Annotated in this window: 15 protein-coding genes; 7 read left to right on the top strand and 8 right to left on the bottom strand. The window is 68.8% G+C overall.

Annotation, left to right across the window (positions count from 1 at the left end):
* Positions 1 to 117 precede the first annotated feature (117 nt).
* Positions 118 to 843, top strand: a complete 726-nt coding sequence (locus AC5RVG_RS14815; RefSeq protein ID WP_494014423.1) for a hypothetical protein — start codon at positions 118 to 120, stop codon at positions 841 to 843.
* 15 nt (positions 844 to 858) lie between these two features.
* Here the strand turns inward: AC5RVG_RS14815 and AC5RVG_RS14810 are convergent, their stop codons facing one another.
* From AC5RVG_RS14810 to AC5RVG_RS14795, 4 genes are all read right to left on the bottom strand, one after another.
* On the bottom strand, positions 859 to 1,392 hold the full coding sequence (locus AC5RVG_RS14810; protein WP_494014422.1) for a gamma carbonic anhydrase family protein: 534 nt from the start codon (positions 1,390 to 1,392) through the stop codon (positions 859 to 861).
* 73 nt (positions 1,393 to 1,465) lie between these two features.
* Positions 1,466 to 2,077: a class I SAM-dependent methyltransferase gene (locus AC5RVG_RS14805; RefSeq protein ID WP_494001514.1), complete on the bottom strand. Its 612-nt coding sequence runs from the start codon at positions 2,075 to 2,077 to the stop codon at positions 1,466 to 1,468.
* A gap of 115 nt (positions 2,078 to 2,192) precedes the next feature.
* The gene (gene purU / locus AC5RVG_RS14800; RefSeq protein ID WP_494001513.1) at positions 2,193 to 3,053 is read right to left on the bottom strand and encodes a formyltetrahydrofolate deformylase; all 861 of its coding nucleotides are present in this window, start codon (positions 3,051 to 3,053) and stop codon (positions 2,193 to 2,195) included.
* Positions 3,054 to 3,058: 5 nt separating this feature from the next.
* Complete coding sequence (locus AC5RVG_RS14795) at positions 3,059 to 4,168, bottom strand: FAD-dependent oxidoreductase (RefSeq protein ID WP_494001512.1); 1,110 nt, start codon at positions 4,166 to 4,168, stop codon at positions 3,059 to 3,061.
* Positions 4,169 to 4,498: 330 nt separating this feature from the next.
* On the opposite strand from AC5RVG_RS14795, the gene AC5RVG_RS14790 reads away from it, so the two are divergent.
* The 4 genes from AC5RVG_RS14790 to AC5RVG_RS14775 all read left to right on the top strand — a co-directional run bounded on the left by AC5RVG_RS14790 (position 4,499) and on the right by AC5RVG_RS14775 (position 9,674).
* Positions 4,499 to 5,572 carry a S1C family serine protease gene (locus tag AC5RVG_RS14790; protein ID WP_494014421.1) on the top strand — a complete coding sequence of 358 codons (1,074 nt, stop codon included), beginning with the start codon at positions 4,499 to 4,501 and terminating at the stop codon, positions 5,570 to 5,572.
* A gap of 247 nt (positions 5,573 to 5,819) precedes the next feature.
* Positions 5,820 to 7,100, top strand: a complete 1,281-nt coding sequence (gene glyA / locus AC5RVG_RS14785; RefSeq protein ID WP_494001510.1) for a serine hydroxymethyltransferase — start codon at positions 5,820 to 5,822, stop codon at positions 7,098 to 7,100.
* A 1-nt stretch (position 7,101) separates the two neighbouring features.
* Complete coding sequence (locus tag AC5RVG_RS14780) at positions 7,102 to 8,001, top strand: bifunctional methylenetetrahydrofolate dehydrogenase/methenyltetrahydrofolate cyclohydrolase (RefSeq protein ID WP_494001509.1); 900 nt, start codon at positions 7,102 to 7,104, stop codon at positions 7,999 to 8,001.
* A 458-nt stretch (positions 8,002 to 8,459) separates the two neighbouring features.
* Positions 8,460 to 9,674 carry a hypothetical protein gene (locus AC5RVG_RS14775; RefSeq protein WP_494014420.1) on the top strand — a complete coding sequence of 405 codons (1,215 nt, stop codon included), beginning with the start codon at positions 8,460 to 8,462 and terminating at the stop codon, positions 9,672 to 9,674.
* On the opposite strand, the gene AC5RVG_RS14770 is transcribed toward AC5RVG_RS14775, so the two are convergent.
* Positions 9,671 to 11,065 carry an MFS transporter gene (locus AC5RVG_RS14770; RefSeq protein WP_494001507.1) on the bottom strand — a complete coding sequence of 465 codons (1,395 nt, stop codon included), beginning with the start codon at positions 11,063 to 11,065 and terminating at the stop codon, positions 9,671 to 9,673. The two genes, AC5RVG_RS14775 and AC5RVG_RS14770, sit on opposite strands and share 4 nt — an antisense overlap.
* A 266-nt stretch (positions 11,066 to 11,331) precedes the next feature.
* Between AC5RVG_RS14770 and AC5RVG_RS14765 the strand changes: the two genes are divergently transcribed.
* Positions 11,332 to 12,252, top strand: a complete 921-nt coding sequence (locus tag AC5RVG_RS14765; protein ID WP_494014419.1) for a LysR family transcriptional regulator — start codon at positions 11,332 to 11,334, stop codon at positions 12,250 to 12,252.
* A 232-nt stretch (positions 12,253 to 12,484) separates the two neighbouring features.
* Here AC5RVG_RS14765 and AC5RVG_RS14760 read toward each other — a convergent pair whose 3' ends face one another.
* The 3 genes from AC5RVG_RS14760 to AC5RVG_RS14750 are packed head-to-tail and all read right to left on the bottom strand — an operon-like array spanning position 12,485 to position 15,325.
* Positions 12,485 to 13,738 carry an NAD(P)/FAD-dependent oxidoreductase gene (locus AC5RVG_RS14760; RefSeq protein ID WP_494014418.1) on the bottom strand — a complete coding sequence of 418 codons (1,254 nt, stop codon included), beginning with the start codon at positions 13,736 to 13,738 and terminating at the stop codon, positions 12,485 to 12,487.
* Positions 13,739 to 13,747: 9 nt separating this feature from the next.
* Positions 13,748 to 14,074, bottom strand: a complete 327-nt coding sequence (locus tag AC5RVG_RS14755) for a 2Fe-2S iron-sulfur cluster-binding protein (RefSeq protein ID WP_494014417.1) — start codon at positions 14,072 to 14,074, stop codon at positions 13,748 to 13,750.
* A gap of 60 nt (positions 14,075 to 14,134) precedes the next feature.
* Positions 14,135 to 15,325 carry a cytochrome P450 gene (locus tag AC5RVG_RS14750; protein ID WP_494014416.1) on the bottom strand — a complete coding sequence of 397 codons (1,191 nt, stop codon included), beginning with the start codon at positions 15,323 to 15,325 and terminating at the stop codon, positions 14,135 to 14,137.
* A gap of 189 nt (positions 15,326 to 15,514) precedes the next feature.
* On the opposite strand from AC5RVG_RS14750, the gene AC5RVG_RS14745 reads away from it, so the two are divergent.
* Positions 15,515 to 16,438 (top strand): LysR substrate-binding domain-containing protein, encoded by a 924-nt coding sequence (locus AC5RVG_RS14745; protein WP_494014415.1) that lies wholly within the window; start codon positions 15,515 to 15,517, stop codon positions 16,436 to 16,438.
* The last annotated feature ends 131 nt before the right edge of the window (positions 16,439 to 16,569 follow it).

Genomic DNA, 16,569 nt, shown 5'->3' with positions numbered 1-16,569 from the left:
AGTCAAGAAGTTAACGCAACTGCCTCTTGGTGCGGCCCCTTTGGCGGCCGGCCTGGCCACCGATCCGGCCGCCCTTTCCCGAGCGTAGACTGGCCGCAACGCGCGGAGGCGAATGACATGGAAGACCTCAGGCTCACTGTCAACGATCTGGAACGCAACGCACGGCTTCCCGCCGGCGATGACGAACGGTTCTTCGGTTACGTCGTGTCGGGGCTGACCTTCTCCTCCGGCCATGTGCTGGGGCTGCGGCGGTTTCCGGTCACCTCGGTCGGCCCCGGCTACACCTCCGTGTGGCTGCGTGACCCTGCCGAAAACTGGAGCATCTTCACCACGGTGCCGGCGGAAAAATCCTGTCCCCGGTATTTCGGCAGCGGACTGCGGCACACCTCGGTGCACGCCATCGCGGTTGATTGGACCGGGCCGCGCGGTTTCACCGTGTCCATCCCGGACATCGACTTCTCTTGGGACGCAACCGTCTCGGACACCCCGGTCACCCGGCTCATGTCCGGAATGACGGCCAAGACGCCGGAACGGCTGTGGCGGAGTGGCCCCTTTCTGGCCGCCATGGGCGTCATGTCAGGCCCGGCACTGCGGCTGGGGCGGATGCGGCTGGCGGGGACGGCCCCGAACCGGCAGCGGTTCCGCGCCGCCCCGCGCCGGCTGTGGTTCATTGACAACAGCAGTGCACGGCTGGGGGCAACGGACTTCGGGCCGCCGGGACCGCTTCCCGAGCAGGCCAGGCTGGGCGGCTTCTGGGTCCCGCAGCGCGGTACGTTCATGATCGGCACGGCCGCCTTTGAGACCCTCGATCCGGCCAGGCACCTGCAGCAATCCACGGCCTGACCGGGCTCTCAGCGGCTATGCCTCCGCGGCGTCGTCGATCGCGTCGCGGTGCAAGGCGGCGATTTCCACGTAGCGGGCGGCGTTGTCCAGCACCGACTGGTGCTCGTCCTCGCTGAGTTCGCGGCGGACCTTGGCCGGGACACCCGCGACGAGCGAACGCGGGGGGATCTGTGTGCCCTCCAGCACGACGGCGCCGGCTGCCACCAGCGAACCCTCACCGACCACCGCGCCGTTCATGACCGTGGCGCTCATGCCGATCAGGCAGTTGTCCTCGACCGTGCAGCCGTGAATCACGGCGGCGTGGCCGACGCTGACGCCGGCGCCGACGGTGCAGGGGAAACCGGGGTCCGCGTGCAGGACCACGTTGTCCTGCAGGTTGCTGCGCTCGCCGACGCGGATGGGAGCGGTGTCGCCGCGGACGCTGACGCCGTAGAAGGCGCTGGAGTCGGCTGCCAGCGCCACGTCGCCGCTGAGCGTCGCCGTGGGGGCGACGAAGGCGGACGGATCGACGGCCGGCAGCATGCCGGAGATGGTGATGATGTGGGCCATCCCATCAGCCTAGCGACACCGGACCCGCCGCAGGAGCTTCGTGACGGACCTTCCGTGCCGCGGAGCCTGCCGCTCACGGCTTGGTCAGGATAAAGAACTGATAGTGCCGGTCGGACTCCGGCCGCTCCCAGGTGGTGAAACCGGAGATCAGGCCGTGCTCCCCGAAGAGCCGCCGGACGGTTGCGTCGCTGCGGCGGCTGTAGAAGCGGCGCGGTTCGAAGTCGTCGTCGGCAACGATGCCCTCCTCGTCGTCGCCGGACCAGAGCCCGACCGCCAGCGGAGCGCCCGAGGCCAGGACCCGCATGGTTTCGGCGAGAACATCCGGCAGGTCCTGGTCGGGGATGTGCAGCAGCGTGCTCATGGTCCAACCGGCGGAGAACGTTCCCCCGGCGAACGGCAACTCCCGGGCCGAGCCGACCACCGCCTCCAGGTGCTTCGTCCGGGCCAGCCGGACGTTCTGCTCGGACAGATCCACGCCGGTGTAATGGATTCCCGCGGCCTTGAACGCGAGCCCGTCCGTGCCGGTGCCGCAGCCGATCTCCAACACGCTGTGCCGCCGGGCTGCGACCAGGGAGGCAATGAATTCCTGCCGGGCTGCGTCCCTGCGGGGATCCCTCCAGCGCCGGTCGCGCTCGGGCGCCTGCCGGTCGTAGAACGCCCTCAGTTCAGGCTCATGGTTGCCCATCCGATGAGAGTACGCCCTGCGCCGGGCCGGGCACAGGGTCGGACACCGCCGTCGTGAATGGACCACGGAGCGGGCCCCGACGAGGGGAGCCCGGCGCGTGGACGCCGGCGTCGAACTAGTTGAAGACGACGGTGCGGGTGCCGTCGAGGAGCACGCGGTGTTCGGCGTGCCACTGCACGGCGCGGGCCAGGGTGCGCGCCTCGCCGTCCCGGCCCAGGGCCACGAACTGCTCGGCGGTGTGGGCGTGGCGGACCGGAATGACTTCCTGGTCGATGATCGGGCCCTCGTCCAGGTCGCCGGTGACGTAGTGCGCCGTGGCGCCGATCAGCTTCACGCCGCGGGCGTGCGCCTGGTGGTACGGCCTGGCGCCCTTGAAGCTGGGCAGGAAGGAGTGGTGGATGTTGATGGCCTTGCCGGCCAGTTCGGTGCAGAGCTCGTTGCTGAGCACCTGCATGTAGCGGGCGAGCACCACCAGTTCCACGTCGTGTTGCGCGGCCAGGTCCCGCAGGGCCTGCTCGGCCTGCGGCTTGGTGTCCGGGGTGACCGGAATGTGGTGGAAGGGGATGCCGTAGAACGCGGCGAGCTCGGCCAGGTCCTGGTGGTTGGAGACGATGGCGGGGATCTCGATCGGCAATGTGCCGGAGCGCTGCAGGAACAGCAGGTGGTTCAGGCAGTGGGCCGACTTGGACGCCATCAGCAGCGTGCGCATCTTCACGCCGTCGCGGCGCAGCTTCCAGTCCATGCCGAACTCCTGCGCGACCGGCTGCAACCGGTCATGGAGTTCGGTGTAGGAGAGGTCCGTGGCCACAGCCACCCGCATGAAGAACCGGCCCGACTGCGGGCTGCCGTACTGCTGCGAGTCGGTGATGTTTCCGCCGGCCCCGGCCAGGGCGCCGGCGACGGCATGTACGATGCCGGGGCGGTCCGGGCAGGAGAGGATCAGGGTGTAGGCGGTGGCGGCGGGGGCTTCAGTCACGCATCCTAGGGTACCGGCTGCGCTTCGGCTTCTGCGGCAAGGTACCTGCCGGCGGCCACGGCGGCCGCCCGGCCGGCGCGGGTGGCCCCGACCGTGGACGCGGATGCGCCGTATCCCACCAGGAACAGCCGCGGCTCCTTCGCCACCGAGACGCCGTCGTCGCCCATCCTGATCCCGCCGCCCGGTTCACGCAGCCGCAGCGGCGCCAGGTGGTCCAGTGACGGCCGGAATCCGGTGGCCCAGAGGATGACGTCCACGTCTTCGGCCGAGCCGTCGGCGAATTCGACGCCGTGCTCCGTGATGCGGGCCAGCTTTCCGCGCGAGACGAGCACGCCGTCGTCGATGCCCTTCCGGTACGTCTCGGTCAGCGGCAGCCCGGTGGCGGCAACCACGCTCAGGGTGGGCAGGCCCGCGCGCGTGCGCTCGCTGACGCGGCGTTCCACGTCGACACCCCATTCCATGTCGAACGGGGCGGCGGTAAAGTCGGGGTCGCGGCGGGTGGACCAGAGCGTGTCCGCGCCGGCCGCGTCCAGTTGGAGCAGGAACTGCAGCGCGGACGTCCCGCCGCCGACCACCAGCACCCGCTGCCCGCGGAACTCGTCCGCCAACCAGAAGTTCCGGGTGTGCAACTGGCGGCCGCGGAACGTCTCCCGGCCCGGGTAGTGCGGCCAGTGCGGCTTGTCCCAGGTGCCGGTGCCGCTGATGACGGTCCGCGCCAGCCACTCGCCGCCGGTGGCGCTGCGCACGCGCAGGAAGGTACCGTCGTCGTCCACCGAGGTCACGCGCACGGGCCGGTGCACGGGGAGATTGAACCGCCGCTCGTAGGTGCCGTAATAACGGCGCACGACGGCGGAGGACGGCTCCTGCGGGTCCGGAACCCCGAGGGGCAGGCCGGGGAGGTCGTGCAGGCCGTGCGCCGCGTCGAAGGTCAGCGAGGGCCAGCGGTGGCGCCAGGCGCCGCCGGGGCCGTCGTTGGCGTCGAGGACCACGAAGTCCTGGTCCGGGACCAGGCCGCGGCGGGCCAGTTGGTAGGCGGCGCTCAGCCCGGCCTGGCCCGCGCCGATCACCACCGCCTGCAGCGGCTGTTGCCCGGTGCCGATTGCCTGGTCCGTCACGATGCCCCTCCGATTTGTTGACACTTCAACATCTGTCCGGTGCAACGATGGCCGCCGGCCGGGTATTCCGTGGGCGGCGGCCGGGACGCTGAGGCGGGCGGGGAGCGTGGCGGGCCGGCGGGACGCTGAGGCGGGCGGCGGGGGAGCGTGGAGGGCGGGCCCGAGAGCGCAGCGGGCCGGTGGCCCGGGATCCCATGGCAGACCGGCCCGAGAGTGTGGCGGGCCGGCGGGAAGAGTATCGCGTGCCGGATCCATCCGATGGCCGTAAGGCGTTTTCTGCCCATCCCGATGGGTCTAGGGTGGCAGCAGCGACGACGGAAGGTCCGGGCCATGACGCATTTGGAACGGGAGAAAACGCTCCGTAGTGCAGGGCGCGTGCTGCTGGTCGCCGCGCTCCTGGCTGGCCTGGCCGGGTGTACCGGCGAGACCGGCGGGGAGCCGGCCGCGACCGGCGGGACCACGCAGGCGCCGGGTGATGCAGGAGGACAGCCCGCGGGGGCGCAGCCTGCCGGCGGCATTCCGGAGATCGTGGAGAACGTGCAGCCGTCGGTGGTGACGGTCTTTACCGACAACGGCCTGGGCAGCGGCGTGGTCTATTCCGGAGACGGGCTGATCCTGACCAATGAACATGTGGTCGGCGACAGCACCACCGTGGAGGTTGGCTTCGCCGACGGGCAACGCAGCGCGGGCAAGGTGCTGGCGACGGATGCGGTGTCCGATCTGGCCTTGGTGCGGACCGAGCGAGACGGGCTCCCGGCCGCCGAGTTCAACACGTCGCTGCCGACGATTGGCGAACTTGCCGTGGTGATCGGTTCGCCGCTGGGCTTCGAGAATACTGCCACGGCAGGCATTATCTCCGGCCTGCACCGTTCCATCCCGGGCTCCGCCTCGTCGAGCCTGGCGCTGGTGGACCTGATCCAGACCGACGCGCCGATCAGCCCCGGCAACTCGGGCGGCGCCGTCGTCAATGCGCGGAGCCAGGTGGTGGGCATCAGCGAGGCCTACATCCCGCCGGAGGCCGGCGCGGTGTCGCTCGGTTTCGCCATCCCCGCCGCCACCGCCCGGGAAGTCGCCGAGGAACTGCTCGAAGACGGGACCGCCGACCACGCTTTCATGGGCCTGACTCCCGCCAGCATCACGGCGGCGATCGCCGAGCAGCTTGGCGTGCCGCAGGCGGAGGGCGTCCTGGCCCTGTCCGTAGGCAACGGCGGCCCGGCCGACGAGGCGGGAATCCGCGCCGGCGATGTGCTGCTGAGCGTGGACGGCGAGGCGCTGGCGAGCGCCGAAGACCTGCTGGCCGCCATCCGCCAGCACAACCCGGGCGACACAGTCAGCGTGGAAGTGCGCCGCGACGACGAGACCCGGAGCGTGCAGGTTGCGCTCTCGGACCGCCCGGTGCCGTGACCGGCTGCTAGGATTGGCTCGCCGCGACTGGCGTTAGGTGGGACACCACCAGGAAGCGGCAGCAGGGCCGGAGACCGTTGGTTGCCGCTCCTGCATATACCGACCTCGGATCGCACGCCTGGGACGCAAGGTCACCTTCGGGCCGGAGTGTGTCCGGGGCAGGTCATGCGTCATGCGTGCGGGTGCCTGCAGCCGGTAATCTGGCCTGTAGCAGTGAGATAAGCCCCACCACCCAGGAGATTCTCCCTTGACTTCTACGCCCTCTGTGACCGATCTGCCGCTGTCCCAGGTGGATCCTGAAATCGCCGCCGTGATCGACGCCGAACTCGGTCGCCAGCGCGACACTCTCGAAATGATCGCCTCCGAAAACTTCGCGCCGCGTTCGGTGCTCGAAGTCCAAGGCTCGGTCCTGACCAACAAATACGCCGAGGGATACCCGGGACGGCGCTACTACGGTGGCTGCGAGCACGTAGACGTCGCCGAGAACCTGGCCATCGAGCGGGCCAAGTCGCTCTTCGGCGCGGAATTCGCCAACGTCCAGCCGCACGCCGGCGCCCAGGCCAACGCGGCCGCCCTCTCCGCCCTGATCCAGCCGGGCGACAAGATGATGGGCCTGTCCCTGGCGCACGGTGGCCACCTCACGCACGGGATGAGGCTGAACTTCTCCGGCAAGCTCTACCAGGTCGCCGCCTACGAGGTTGACCCGAAGACCTTCCGGGTGGACATGGATAAGGTCCGCGAACAGGCGCTGGCCGAACGCCCGAACGTGCTTGTGGCCGGCTGGTCCGCGTACCCCCGCCAGCTGGACTTCGAGGCCTTCCGTTCCATCGCCGACGAGGTCGGAGCCTACCTCTGGACCGACATGGCGCACTTCGCCGGGCTGGTCGCCGCCGGCCTGCATCCGAACCCGGTGCCGCACTCGGACATCGTCACCTCCACGGTCCACAAGACCCTGTCCGGCCCGCGCTCCGGCGTGATCCTGGGCAAGGAAGCCTTCGCCAAGAAGGTCAACTCGGCCGTGTTCCCGGGCCAGCAGGGCGGCCCGCTGATGCATGTGGTTGCTGCCAAGGCGGTGGCCTTCAAGATCGCCGCCGGCGAGGAATTCAAGCAGCGCCAGGAACGCGTGCTCGAAGGCGCCCGGATCCTGGCCGAGCGACTGGCCGCCGCCGACGTGGCCGAGGCCGGCGTGTCCGTGCTGACCGGCGGCACCGACGTCCACCTGGTCTTGGTGGACCTGCGCAATTCCCAGCTGGACGGCAAGCAGGCCGAAGACCTGCTCCACGAGGCAGGCATTACGGTCAACCGCAACGCCGTGCCGTTCGATCCGCGCCCGCCGATGGTTACCTCGGGGCTGCGCATCGGTACGCCGGCGCTGGCCACCCGCGGTTTTGGGGCGGCCGAATTCACCGAGGTCGCAGACATCATTGCCACCGCGCTCAAGGGCGGCGCCGATACCGCCGCCTTGCGGGCCCGCGTGAAGAAGCTCGCCGACGACTTCCCGCTCTACCCCGGCCACGAGGAGTGGTGACATGAACCTCTACACGACCCCGCCGACCGCCCGCGTGCTGGACGGCAAGGCCACCGCGGCGCAAATCAAGACCGAGCTCACGGAACGGGTAGCGGCGCTCAAGGCCAGGGGCATCGTGCCCGGTCTGGGTACCGTGCTCGTCGGTGAGGACCCGGGCAGCAAATGGTACGTCGGCGGCAAGCACAAAGACTGCGCCGAAGTGGGCATCGAGTCGATCCGCCGCGACCTGCCTGACTCCGTCTCGCAGGAGGAACTCGAAGCGGTCCTCGACGAGCTCAACGCCGACCCGGCCTGCACCGGTTACATCGTGCAGCTGCCGCTGCCCAAGCACATCGACACCAACCGCATCCTGGAGAAAATCGACCCGGCCAAGGACGCCGACGGCCTGCACCCGATGAACCTGGGCCGGCTGGTGCTCAACGTGGGCGAGCCGCTGGACTCGCCGCTGCCCTGCACCCCGCACGGCTGTGTCGAGCTGCTGCTGCGCCACGACGTCGAGTTGGCGGGCAAACGCGTGCTGGTCGTCGGCCGTGGCGTCACCGTGGGGCGCCCCCTGGGCCTGTTGCTGACCCGCAAGGAGATCAACGCGACGGTGATCCTTGCCCATACCGGAACGATCGACCTGGCGGCGGAACTGCGCGAGGCCGACGTCGTGATTGCCGCCGCCGGGATGCCGCACATGATCAAGGCATCCGACCTCAAGCCCGGCGCCGTCGTGCTGGACGTTGGGGTCAGCCGCGTCGAGGACGAGGACGGCAAGGCCCGGGTGACCGGCGACGTGGAGCCCGAGGCCCGCAACGTGGCCAGTTGGCTTTCGCCCAATCCGGGCGGCGTCGGTCCGATGACGCGCGCCATGCTGCTGGCCAACGTCGTGGGAGCCGCCGAGCGCCAGGCCGGCTGAACCTTGCGCTGAACGTCAAGAGGGCGGTGTCCGGACTCCGGACGCCGCCCTCTGACGTTTCCGGCCACGCTGCTTGGTACAGCTGGCCTTGTCCGGTAAAGCCGGCGGCCGGGGTTTGGCCTCGCGCGCGGCGGACAGTCAGCGGCGGGCGGGGGTTACCTCGTGCGCGGCCGGAGAATCAGCGGCGGCCGGGCTCTTGGGCTCACCGGCCGGCGCTTGGCCTCCGCGCGCGGCGGACAGCCAGCGGCGGCCGGACTGAGCAGGCGGCCAATCATGAGCGGCGGCCGAAACTGTTCCGGCAGCCAATCGTCAGCAGCCCCCGGGGCGGCGGCAACTTTGGCGACAATGGACTGGCGGAAAGTTGCAGCGACACGCCGACGTTCGCTGCAGCTACTCGCCACTCGATGACCTGTGAATAACTTCCGCACGCCATAGCGCCGGCTCTAGATAATGTCCGGATGAGCCCAGCACACCGACCGGGACCGGAACAGCGCCTGCCACGGCTGAGGCCGCTCCCGCCGCACCTGCAGGCCGCCGCGTTCACGATTGAGGACGGTCTGAAATCGGGGCTGAGCAAGAGCCAGTTGCGCCACCCACGCCTCATCCGTATAAGCCGGGGCATCTGCACCCTCCAGCCGGCCGGCCTCGACCTCGCAGCCCGCGTGCGCCCGTTCACGCGGATCAGCGATTCGAGCGCTGCCTCACATGACACCGCGGCACGCCTTTGGGGCTTTCCCGAACCTGCCGCCGGCTTCGATCGGCGGGTCCATATCTCGCGTCCAAGCGACCGCGCACGGATGCAACGCCCCGGCGTGGCGGGTCACCGCTCCCGGCTCGTCCCGGATGAAGTGGCTTGGGTGGATGGACTGTGCCTCACGACGCGCACGCGGACATGGCTGGACCTGGCGGAAACCCTCGATCTGGCTGACTTGGTGGTGATAGCCGACTACCTCCTGCGCATTCCGCGGCCGGACTTCGAAGGGCGCGTGGCTCCATTCGCCACCCGGGAAGATCTTCAGGCCCTGCTGAGCCGCCACCCCGGAAAGCGGGGCCTGCGCAAGGCTCGTGCAGCCTTGGCGTTGGCCCGGGTCGGAGCGGACTCTCCGCCCGAGACCAGGCTTCGGCTGGCCATGCTCAGCGCGGGATTGCCGGAACCCGAAGTGAACAAGCCGATCAGGGACGACGACGGCGCTATTCTGCACAGCCCCGACCTGTCGCTGCCGGATTACCGGATCGCCATCGAATACGAGGGCGAAGGCCACGGCCAGGCCGACCAAATAGCGCTGACATCGAACGAGCGGAACGGGCCCGAGCAGCAGACTGGGACGAAGTCCGGATCTCCAGACGACACATGGCCAACGGCGCAGAGCGTGCGATCGAAAAAATTACCGCGGCACTGCAGCGGCGTGGTTGGTCCGCGAAGCAGGCTGCCTGAGCTCACAACCGGCCCCGCAGCATGTTCTGGTGGAGAAAGTACGACGCCGGTCGGGGCGCCGAAGAGCTCGACGCACCGGACCGACACGACCGAGGCGCGACGTCCCATCGGGCGCCGAAGAGGTCGACGGACCGGCCAGACACGACCGAGGCGGGCGTCCGGCCGGAATAGCTCCGGCAGGACACCCGCCTCGGTGTTGAGTCAGCTGGGGTTACTCCAGCACAACCTGGTGGCTTAGACGCCGGCCTTGACGGCGTCGTCGGTGGAAACTCCGCGGCGCTTGTCGAAGACGGTGGCCCCGACTTCCTGCTCGGCCTGGTTGTTGATCGACAGATCGATGCCAGGGCGGTCGCGCAGGATCAGCACGGCGATGATGGAGATGATCGTCATGCCGAACAGGTACGCCGAGACGGAGCTGCTGGTCCCGGTGGAATTGATCAGTGCCTGGGCGATGGTCGGGGCGAACGCACCGCCGAGAATTGCGCCCAGTGCGTAGGCGATCGAGACACCCGAGTACCGCACGGAGGCCGGGAAGATCTCGCTGTACCAGGCCGCCTGCGGGCCGTAGCTCAAGCCCAGGCCGAAACTGAACAGCGCCAGCGCCAGGTACAGCATCCCCAGCGAACCGGTGTCGATCAGCCAGAACAGCGGGAACACCGTCAGCAGCTGGGCGCCGAAACCAATCAGGTACGTGCGCTTGCGACCGATCTTGTCGGCCATAATGCCGGCCAGGGCGGTGAAGATGAACCACATGGCCGAGGCGAACGTGATGGCCAGCAGCACGTCGGTGCGCTCCATGCCCACTGCCTCGCTGGTGGCGTAGCTGGGGATGAACCCGCCGGTGGCCATGTACCCGGCAGAGTTGTTGCCGGCGAAGATCAACGCGGCCAGGATGACCAGCAGCCAGTGCTTGCGGAACAGTTCCACGATGGGGACCTTCTGCTGCTGCTTCTTGTCGGCAATCTCCTTGAACACCGGGGACTCGTCCACCGAGCGGCGAACCATGTAGCCGATGGCGATCAACACGACGCTGAGCAGGAACGGGATGCGCCAGCCCCACTCAAGGAACGCCTCGCCGGGGGAGATCACGCCGGTCATCAAAGTCATGACGCCCGAAGCGAGCAGCATGCCGAGTGGAACACCCAGCTGGGGGAAGGAACCTGCCCGGCCGCGGCGGTCACGCGGGGCGTGCTCTACGGCCATCAGGACGGCGCCGCCCCATTCGCCGCCGGCGGAGATGCCCTGCAGGATGCGCAGCGAGAGCAGCAGCACCGGGGCCAGGATTCCGGCCGTCTCGTAGGTTGGCAGGATGCCGATCAGCGTCGTCGCTGCACCCATCATCATCAGCGTGATGACCAGCATGGCGCGGCGTCCGAGCTTGTCGCCGTAGTGGCCCGCCAGGAAGGCGCCCAGCGGCCGGAACAGGAAGCTGATGCCAACGGAGGCGAAGGCAAGGAGCAGCCCGATGGATTCGCCGGCCGGCTCGAAGAAGAGGTGCGCGAAGACCAGGCCCGCTGCCGTGGCGTAGATGAAAAAGTCGTACCACTCGATGGTGGTGCCGATGATGGTGGCAAACGCGACGCGACGCTGATTGGCGGCGGACGATTGCCCGGAAACTGTAGTGCTCATAGTTGTCCTCTTGGGTCGGTCACACCGAGGAGGCCGGCGCGACCAGATGGGTGGAGCTTAGGCGGGCGGGAACAACGAGGCCGGGGTTTCGGCCCGGGTCGTATGGTTCCGCCGCCGGGTCTGCTTGGCAGCCCGGCGATGCCCGCCGGTTGGGATCAGCCACCATTCGGGGCAGAACGTTGAACGTGACAACCATTGTGACACGCCTCGCAATCCTCGGTAAACTTCAGATAAGCGGCTAACTTCTTTGATTGGACTGAAATACTGTGGTCGATTTCACCTTGCGACAGCTTCAACTCTTCGCTGCCCTCCCGGACCATCCGACACTGAGCTCGGCTGCCGCCAGCCTGAACATCTCGGAGTCCGCGCTGTCGCAGGCCATCACGGCCCTCGAACGGGCCGCGGGTGAGCAGCTCTGCGTGCGGCGAAAGGCTCGCGGCCTCCAGCTGACGCCGTCGGGCCAGTTCTTCGCGCAACGGGCTCGACTGCTGCTGCGCGATGCGGAAGCACTGATCAGCGACCTCTCAGGCGCAGCCGGCGAACTGAAGGGACCGGTGCGGTTGGGGTGCTTCGCGAGCTTCGCCAGCAGCGTCCTGCCCTCTGTGCTCGATCGCCTGCCCGAACAGTATCCGGGCATCAGCGTGGACGTCACGGTCGGCTCCCACGACGACCTGCTGCCCGCCCTGGACGCCGGGCTGCTGGACCTGGCCATGGTCTACGACATGGAGCTCCCGGCCGGGTACAGCCAGCGCACCATCTATCAGACCGAGTTGCAGGCGGTGCTGCCGCCGGAACATCCCTTGGCCGGGCAGCCAACGGTGGATTTGGCGGACCTCGCCGCCGAACCCCTCATCATGTACGAGTCGAGTCCGAGCACGGCGAACACGTATCGCGTCTTTGAGGAACGCGGCCTGCGCCCGTACGTCGCCACGTCCATGCCGCAGGCGGTGCTGGTGCAGGCACTCGTCGGGCGGGGGCTGGGGTACGCGCTGCTGATGTCACGGCCGGCCGCCCCGGCCGTGACGGTCGAAGGCAGACCGGTCGCGGTGCGGCCGCTATCGCCGCCCGTATCGCAGACGACCATGTGTGCGATCTGGCCGGACACCATGGTCCTCAGCCCCAGGGCCGAGGCGGTGCTGGGCCATGCAGTGCAGGCACTGGGCAGCGGCGGAGGCACCGCAACCTGACCCGCCGCCCGGCACCTGACCCGCCACCACCTGACCTGCCGCCGGGCACCTGGCCCGCCACCACCTGACCTGCCGCTGGGCACCTGGCCCGCCACCACCTGACCTGCCGCCGGGCACTTGGCCCGCCACCACCTGACCTGCCGCCGGGCACCTGGCCCGCCACCAGCTGACCGGCCGCCACCTGACCCGCCACCCGCCACCTGACTCGCTGCCCGCCGCACCGGCGGTGTTGTTAGAGCGCTGCCGGCTGCAGTTTGGAGTGGGCCTTGAGGTCGAAGGCGGGGTCGGCGGCTTGGCCGGGGGTGAGGGCGGCGCCGGCGGCGAGGAGGCGGCGGGCGGCCATGTGGTCCGCGGGCTGGTTGACGGATTCGACGGCGGCGAGGGTGCCGTTGCGGAAGCAGAAGACGGAAAACTTTTCGTCGGCGGGGTCTCCGCGGAGCACAACGTCGTCGCCGGGAGCAACCAGTCCGGCGATCTGCAGGCGCAGCGGCCCCTGGTTGGACCAGAACCAGGGCAGATCCGCGTAGCCGCCGGTCCCGGTGCCGAGGATGACGCGGGCGGCATGCCGGGCCTGGTCGGTGGCGTTCTGCACGGATTCGAGCCGGGTGCGGGTGCCGGCGTGGGCGTTGGGGAAGGACGAGCAGTCGCCGATGGCGTAGATGTCCGGGTCGGAGGTGCGCAGGGTGGCGTCCACGGTGATGCCATTGTCCACCTCGAGGCCGGCGGCAGACGCGAGTTCGGTGCGCGGGATGACGCCGACACCGACAAGGACCAGGTCGGCGCGGTAGCGTTCGCCGGTGGTGCTGATGGCGGCGGTGACGTGCCCGGTCTCGTCGGCGTCGAAGGAGGCGATGCCTTCGCCCAGGCGCAGGTTCACGCTTAGGCGCCGGTGGGCGGCGGCGAAGAACGCGCTCATGGTGGGGGTCAGGGCCCGGCCCATGGGCCGGTCGGCGTATTCGAGGACGGTGACGTCCAGGCCGCGGGCGCGGGCGGCGGCGGCGAACTCCAGGCCGATGAAGCCGGCGCCGATGACGACGACGGAGCCCACCGTGTCGAGGCGGGCGTGCAGGGTCTGGGCGTCGGTGAGGGTGCGCAGGCCGTGGATGCCTGCCAAGCCGGCGCCGGGGACGCTTAGTTCGCGGTTGGCGGCCCCGGTGGCGAGCACCAGCTTCGTGTAGGACAGGGTGGTGCCGTCGTCGAGGGTGACGGTCCTGGCGGCCCGGTCGATGGAGGTGGCGCGCACGCCGAGGCGGGCATCGACGTCGTTGGTGGTGAAGAACTTTTCCGGGCGCAGCGGCAGCGGGGCCGGGGTCTTCCCGGCGGCGAGGTAATCCTTGGACAGCGGGGGCCGGTGGTAGGGGTGGTGCGGCTCGTCGCCGAGCAGGGTGATGGCCCCGGCGTGGCCTTCCTTGCGCAGCGAATCCACCAGCTGGATGCCGGCCTGGCCGTTGCCAACAATGACGATGTTGCCTGACGTTTGCCTCATGGTCCGCCCTCAGATCTGGTCGTCGGGGACGTCGACTTCGATCTGTTCGAGGCCGTTGCCGACCGTGATCTGGCAGCCGAGCCGGCTGCGGGTTTCGTCGCGGGGGCCGGCGGTGCAGTCGAGCATTTCGTCTTCGTCGTCGCCGATTTCGGGCAGGCCGTCGAGGTATTCGGGGCGGACGTAGACGTGGCAGGTGGCGCACATGGCCTGGCCGCCGCATTCGCCGACGATGCCGTCGACGCCGTTGGTCACGGCGGCGCGCATCAGGGAGGTGCCGGGGTCGACGTCGAGCACGTCAACGTTGCCGTCAGAGTGGTGGAAGCTGATCTTTGCCATGGGAAATTGTCCTTGCTGTGGGCGCTGGTTTGGGTGGACGGAAGGGTGCGCGGGCCGGTCTTAGCCCCAGAGCACCGGGAATTTGGTCATGCCGCGGAAGACCCAGCCGGCGTCGACCGGAGCGTTCTCCGGATCCAGGCGGAGGTTCGGCAGTTCGCGGAAAACCTGCGGCATGGCAATGTGTGCCACCGAAGCGCGTGCCACCCAGGCGCCTGCGCAGAAGTGGTTGCCGCCGCCGAATGCCAGGTGCGGCTTCTTTTCCCGGTTGATGTTGAAGGATTCGGGGTCCTCGAACACCGCCGGGTCGCGGTTGGCTGCGCCGACGACGATGCCCAGCCGCGCACCGGCCGGCAGTTGCATGCCTTCCACGACGGTGTCGCGCGTGACCTCCCGCGGGTACATGCCGATGGGTGCGACCCAGCGCACGGACTCCTCGAAGGCGCGCGCGTAGAGGGATTCGTCAGCGAGCACCTGGGCCAACTGCTCCGGGTTGGCCAGCAGCGCCCACACGGTGGTGCCAAGGACGTCGCGCGGTTCGTTGAGGCCGCCGCCGATGGTCATCTTCATGTTCGCCCGGATGGCCTCGAGCGGGATCGGCATGGAGGTGAGCCCGGACAGCAGGCTGGCATCCGGATTCTTGCGCAGGTAGGGCAGGATTTCATCGATCGCGTCGTCGACTTCGTTGTACGACTGCTCCGACTTGCTCCAGACGTCCGGGTCGTCCGCGTAGTTGCCGGTGCCGTCGATCATGGTCTGCGACCAACGCTGCATGTCTTCCTGAGTGGCATTGTGGAAGCCCATGATCAGCCGCAGGTTTTCCGCGGCGTAGGGAGCGGCATACTCCCAGACAAAGTCGGCGCCCGGGCCGGCCGCCTTTAACTGCGCCAGGTATTTGTCGCTGTTGGCTTGGAAGATGGCGTTCCAGTGCTCCTTGATGGCTTTGGGCCGCAGCACGTTCCCGTAGGATTTCCGGTCCACCTCATGCTCCGGGTCGTCCTTGCGCAGCATCGAGTGGCCCATGGCCCGCTTCATGAGCGAATTGGTCTCGTTGGCCGAAAAACGCTCCTGGTCCTGCTCGATCACGTGGCAGGCCTGGTAGCTGGTAACCATGTACCGGTTGACGGCGGGCACCCAGTGCACGGGCGCTTCGGCCCGCAGCTTCTGATAGATCGGATACGGGTTCCGGTAGAGATCCGGGATGGTGACCCAATCCGCGGTGGGAACCGGGCGGGCTTCGGTGGCGGCGGTCATTCTCGCTCTCCTCGTCGTGTTGGTCCGGAAACGGGTTGCCGGATCCTTGCCGGCGGGCCTCGCACCGTGCCCGGCGTGAGGTTTGTCTCCCACGAGTGTGACAGCAGGCATATCCGCCGGTAAAGTGCATAAAGAGGGGAAATATCCCCCGAAATACTTTGGTTATATCCCTGCGGCGCAGGAGGCGCGTTGGTCCTGTATACGCTGCGGCAGCTGGCGTACTTTGTCGCAGTGGCAGAGGCCGGCACGATTGCCGCCGCCGCCGACGAACTCCATGTCTCACAGACGGCAGTGGCCGCGGCAGTGAAGGAACTGGAGCGTATTTTCGGCACGCAGCTCACGGTCCGCCGCAAGGCACACGGCGTCAGCCTGACACCTGCAGGCCGGCAACTGCACACCCGCGCCGCAACCTTCCTGCGGGAGGCGGAGGAGCTGGAGCTGAGCACCAGCAGCGGCGGGGGAGAGCTGGCCGGCCCGCTGGTGGTGGGCTGCTATCTGACGTTGGCGCCGACTGTTCTGCCCGGGCTGCTGGAGCGTTTCGCCGCCGAGCATCCCAAGGTGCAGTTGGACTTCGTCGAAGGCACCCAGGATGCCGTGCAGGACAAGCTGTTCACGGGAGAGCTGGACCTGGCCATCGTCTACGACATGGACCTGCGGCCGGGACTGGAGTCGGTGCAGCTGGGCGCCATGCATGCCTACGCGCTATTGCCGGCCGACCACCGGCTGGCCGGCCGGGAGGCGGTGAGCTTGGCCGACCTGGCCGAGGAGCCAATGATCCTGCTCGATGCACCGCCGAGCAGCCATCACACGATGTCGGTGTTTCGTGACGCTTCCGTCGTGCCGAAAATCAAGTACCGCACCACTGACTTCGAGCTGACCCGCTCGCTGGTCGGGCGGGGTATCGGCTACTCGGTCCTGGTGCAGCGGCCGTCCGGCGATGCCACCTATGAAGGCCGGACTTTCACCGCGTTGCCAATCGAGCCGGCGGTCCGCCCGGTTGGCGTGAAGATCGTCTGGCCCGAAGGGGTCAGGCTGACCGACCGGGCCGCGGAGGTGGTCAGGTATGCGGTCGAGGCCCATGCGCCCCGCCAGAGTGGCGGCTCTGGCCGATGAGTCGTCCCCGCCGGCCGCGGGGCCTCACCGCCGGCGGCGCCGCCGGGCGCAACCACCGGCGGCCGCGCCGGGGAGCTACCGCCGGCGGCCGCGGCGCCTCAGCTTGGTCAGGCACCGCTGCCAATCGGACA

The organism is Arthrobacter senegalensis (assembly GCF_059091765.1).
This window is presented reverse-complemented; position numbering and strand designations above follow the sequence as displayed.